Source organism: Streptomyces sp. UH6 (assembly GCF_013421635.1).
GTDB lineage: Bacteria > Actinomycetota > Actinomycetes > Streptomycetales > Streptomycetaceae > Streptomyces > Streptomyces abyssomicinicus.
Genome location: NZ_JACADT010000546.1, coordinates 1 through 3,835, shown reverse-complemented (window position 1 = coordinate 3,835; position 3,835 = coordinate 1). Strand labels below are relative to the sequence as shown.

Below are 3,835 nucleotides of genomic sequence, written 5' to 3'. Positions count from 1 at the left end.
GGACGGATCCGGCGCCCGTGCCCGCCACACGCGCCGGCCGCACGCCTCCCGGGCACCCCGTCAAGGCCCGGGAGGCACCGACCGCACCACGCGGAAGCCCACGTCGTCGATCCGGAAGGAGGGATGGCTGCGCCGCCGCACCGACGCCCGGCAGCTCCAGTGCTCGTCGGCCCAGCCGCCGCCCCTCAGCACCCGGTAGGCGCCGTACACCTCGGCGTCGTAGACGTCCCAGCACCAGTCCCACACGTTGCCCAGCATGTCGTGGAGGCCCCACGCGTTCGGACGCCTGCCGCCGACCGGTCGTATCCGCCCCGCCGAGTTGCCCCGGTACCAGGCCACCTCGTCCAGAGGACCGTACCGGGGACCCTCGGTGCCGGCGCGACAGGCGTGCTCCCACTCGGCCTCGGTCGGCAGCCGGTACCCGTCCGCGGCGGTGTCCCAGGTGACCGTCCCGGCCGGTCCGGCCTGTCCGAACGTCCCGGCCGGTCCGGCCGACCCGTCAGCGTCGGCCGACCTGTCCGCGTCGGCCGTGTCGCCGTCGGCCAGGAGACCGTACACGGGCGTCAGCCCCTCGCTCCGGGACAACGCGTCGCAGAACCGCACCGCGTCCCACCACGAGACGCCCTCGACGGGCAGCAGGTCACCGCGGGCCGTGCTCGGCCGCAGACCGGTGACCTGTGCGTACCACCCCTGGGTGACCGGGAACGCCGACATCAGGAACGGCGCGACCTCGACCGGCCAGCTGCGCAGCGTCCGCCGGTCCGACAGCACCACCCGCCCCGGCGGCACCGCGGCCATCGTCCGCACCCGATCCCCGTCCACGACAGGCACCTTACGCGGCGACGCCGCGCCCCCTCCACGGCCCGGGCCGGGGCACCGGGGCACCGGATCACAACGGGCCGTGCGGCCCGCCGTGCCGTCCGGGACGCAGCCGGTCGATCTCGCCGAGCACATGGGCCACGTGCGGCCGCACCCGCCTCCGCAGCTCCTCGCTCCAGCTCTCCTCGTCGTAACGGCAGTTCAGGTAGAGATCGCGGGCGTGCCGCAGGACCGGGCGGTGCTCGGGGGGAAGCCGGGCCAGCGCCCAGTCGGCCGCGTCGTCCTTGGACCGCACCCGGCCCGTGGCGAGCGTGGTCCAGACACGGGCGAGGGTCAGCAGGACGTTGCGGACGTCGCCCTCCAGATCCTCGAGCAGGCCGGGCACCCCGGCCAGGCTCGCCCGCACCACGTCGGCGTGCGGGACGGGGTCGAGGACCTCGGCCGGTCCCGGACCGGTGAGGGGACGGTCACCGGCCAGCGCCATGCCGACCGTCAGCGCCAGGTCCGGCATGGCCTCCGGCCGGGGAACCCGCCCGGCCTCGTACGCGGCGCGCAGCCACTCGCCGTAGAGGAAGTCACCGACCGGCGGGTACCGCCAGGGCCGGACCGCGGACCGGACGACCACCGTGAGCTCGACCGGGCGCGCCCGGTTCCGGGAGCCGGAGATCCCCAGCAGCCCGCCGAGCAGGGCACGTCGCCGGCGTTCGTCCATCGACCTGCGGGAGACGACCAGCACGTCGACGTCGCTGGCCGGCCGCAGCCCGCCGAGCACGGACGACCCGTGCAGGTAGGCCCCGACCACGTCCGGGCCCAGCACGCCGTTCGTCAGCCGCACGATCTCCCGCACTTGATCCACGGCGCCAGCATCCTCCGTCGTCCCCGTGACCGCACGCGATTTCCCGCGGGGTCAGACGCTCAGCTCCACCGTCAGATGCCCCGACAGCGCGCCCAGGAAGTCCACCGCGTCGAAGATCTCGCCGGCGGAGGCGACACCCGTCGTGCGGACGCGGCCGGACAGGACGCGATCCAGGGCCTCCACCACGAGAGGCGCCGTCACCGCGTAGATGTCCCGACCCCGCGCCACGGCACGGCGCTCCGCCCCGCCACGGCGCACCACGGCGTCGACGAGGAAGGTCTGGTCCGAGCGTCCCCGTCCGTCGGCCGGGGAGGCCACCGGCGTGGGCGTGTCGGGGGAGGCGATGTCCTCCGCGGCCCGCACGGTCATGTACGTACGGACGTCGGGGACGTCGAGGTGACTCGGCACCGTGACGATGTCGGCCATCGAGAAATCGCCGATCACCTCCCGCGACCCCACCGGCTCCGGGAACTGCCACGTGAGCCGGGGAGAGGCGTCGTCCCGGTACTCCAGGCGGCCTGCGGTGAAGCGGACCCGGCGGCCACCCCGACGGCGGCGGGAGACCGCCCCGGCCTCACGGGTGCCGGCGGTCGGGTGCCAGCTGTCGAGGCCGTACGCGATGTGGACCTCGTCCGCGGAGGCCCAGTCACCGAGGGCGGCCGTCACCAGCAGGTCGCCGAGACCGCCGTAGAACGCCATGGCGGGGACCACCACCGCGCCGGCCGCGCGGGCGCGCTCCCCGAAACGGTCGAAGGTGTCGGCGTTGGCCTCGATCTCGGCGGCCACGTCGAGGTACGGGACTCCCGCACGCAGCGCCGCCTCGACGACGGGCCCGGCCGTGTCGGCGAACGGGCCGGCGCAGTTGATCACGGCGGCGGTTCCGGCCAGGGCGCGATCCAGGGCGGCCGGATCGTCGACCGCGGCGGGTCGCGCCTCCAGCCCGCCCTCGGCGACGGCGAGCGCCTTGAGCCGCTCGGCGTTCCGCCCGCTGAGGACCGGGACGAACCCGCGGGCCAGCAGCTCGGCCACCACGAACCGACCGGTGTGCCCGTACGCCCCGAACACCGCAACCTCACGCATGTGTCTCTCCTCCGTGCCCTCGTGTGCCTGTGTCAGCCATCCTGGGGGAGCGGATCATCGGAACGTGAGTGTCCGGAACGACATGACCCGTACACTTCCGGACATGGACCTGACCGTGGCGGTGGCCGTCACCGACGGCATGCTCAACTTCGAACTGGCTCTGGCCCTCGAGGTGTTCGGCAGCGCGCCGGCCGCCGTCGACGGTCCCTGGTACGAGGTCACCGTCTGCGGCCCGCGACCGGTCGGCAGCGGCCGCTTCCTGCTCGAACCGGATCACGGCCTCGACCGCCTGCCGGACGCCGGCACCGTGGTCGTGCCGGGCTGGGCCGACATCGACCGGCCTCCACCGCACGACCTGGTGGACGCGGTGCGCGCGGCCCACGAGGCGGGCGCCCGCGTGGTGTCCCTCTGCACCGGCGCGTTCGTGCTGGCGGCGGCCGGGCTGCTGGACGGCCGGCGCGCCACCACGCACTGGGCCCACACCGAGGAGCTGAAGTCCCGCCACCCGCTGGTCGAGGTCGACCCGGACGTGCTGTACGTGGACCACGGCAGCGTGCTGACCTCCGCAGGGAAGGCCGCCGCGATGGACCTGTGCCTGCACCTGGTACGCCAGGACCGGGGCTCCGGGGTGGCCAACGCGGTCGCCCGCCGGCTGGTCGTGCCGCCCCACCGCGACGGGGGCCAGGCCCAGTTCGTCACCACGCCGGTGCCCGCCCCCGAGAACCATCCCCTCGCCGACGTCCTGCCGTGGGCGCTCGAACGGCTCGACCAGCCACTGACGGTGGAGGACCTGGCCCGACGCGCCGGGATGAGCTCGCGCCACCTGACCCGCCACTTCCGGGCGGTCAGCGGCACCACCCCGCTGCGGTGGCTGCTCACCCAGCGCATCCGCCATGCCCAGGAACTCCTGGAGACCACCGCCGACAGCGTCGACTCCATTGCGGCAGCCACCGGCATGGGCACCGCCACCACCCTGCGCCGGCACTTCCACCGCACGGTGGGAGTGCCCCCGGACACCTACCGGCGCACCTTCCGCGCGGCAGGCCACTGACCCCGGCCGGGCCGCGCCCACGCGGCCGG

4 protein-coding genes are annotated in these 3,835 nt (G+C 74.9%); 1 reads left to right on the top strand and 3 read right to left on the bottom strand.

The features are described 5' to 3' along the window. Nucleotides 1-60: 60 nt before the first annotated feature. The 3 genes from HW445_RS21705 to HW445_RS21695 form a co-directional block, all read right to left on the bottom strand. On the bottom strand, nucleotides 61-798 hold the full coding sequence (locus tag HW445_RS21705) for a formylglycine-generating enzyme family protein (RefSeq protein ID WP_180222649.1): 738 nt from the start codon (nucleotides 796-798) through the stop codon (nucleotides 61-63). Nucleotides 799-889: 91 nt separating this feature from the next. Next, a complete protein-coding gene (locus HW445_RS21700; protein ID WP_180222648.1) occupies nucleotides 890-1,675 on the bottom strand; it encodes an aminoglycoside adenylyltransferase family protein in 786 nt (261 codons plus the stop codon). Between the two features lie 51 nt (nucleotides 1,676-1,726). Next, complete coding sequence (locus HW445_RS21695) at nucleotides 1,727-2,755, bottom strand: trans-acting enoyl reductase family protein (RefSeq protein WP_180222647.1); 1,029 nt, start codon at nucleotides 2,753-2,755, stop codon at nucleotides 1,727-1,729. A 103-nt stretch (nucleotides 2,756-2,858) separates the two neighbouring features. Between HW445_RS21695 and HW445_RS21690 the strand changes: the two genes are divergently transcribed. Continuing rightward, nucleotides 2,859-3,806 carry a helix-turn-helix domain-containing protein gene (locus tag HW445_RS21690; protein WP_180222646.1) on the top strand — a complete coding sequence of 316 codons (948 nt, stop codon included), beginning with the start codon at nucleotides 2,859-2,861 and terminating at the stop codon, nucleotides 3,804-3,806. Nucleotides 3,807-3,835: the final 29 nt, after the last annotated feature.

Bases quoted from the DNA above. Each gene is read 5' to 3' on its own strand.
- HW445_RS21705 (WP_180222649.1), bottom strand. From the start codon at position 798: ATGGCCGCGGTGCCGCCGGGGCGGGTGGTGCTGTCGGACCGGCGGACG.
- HW445_RS21695 (WP_180222647.1), bottom strand. From the start codon at position 2,755: ATGCGTGAGGTTGCGGTGTTCGGGGCGTACGGGCACACCGGTCGGTTC.
- HW445_RS21690 (WP_180222646.1), top strand. From the start codon at position 2,859: ATGGACCTGACCGTGGCGGTGGCCGTCACCGACGGCATGCTCAACTTC.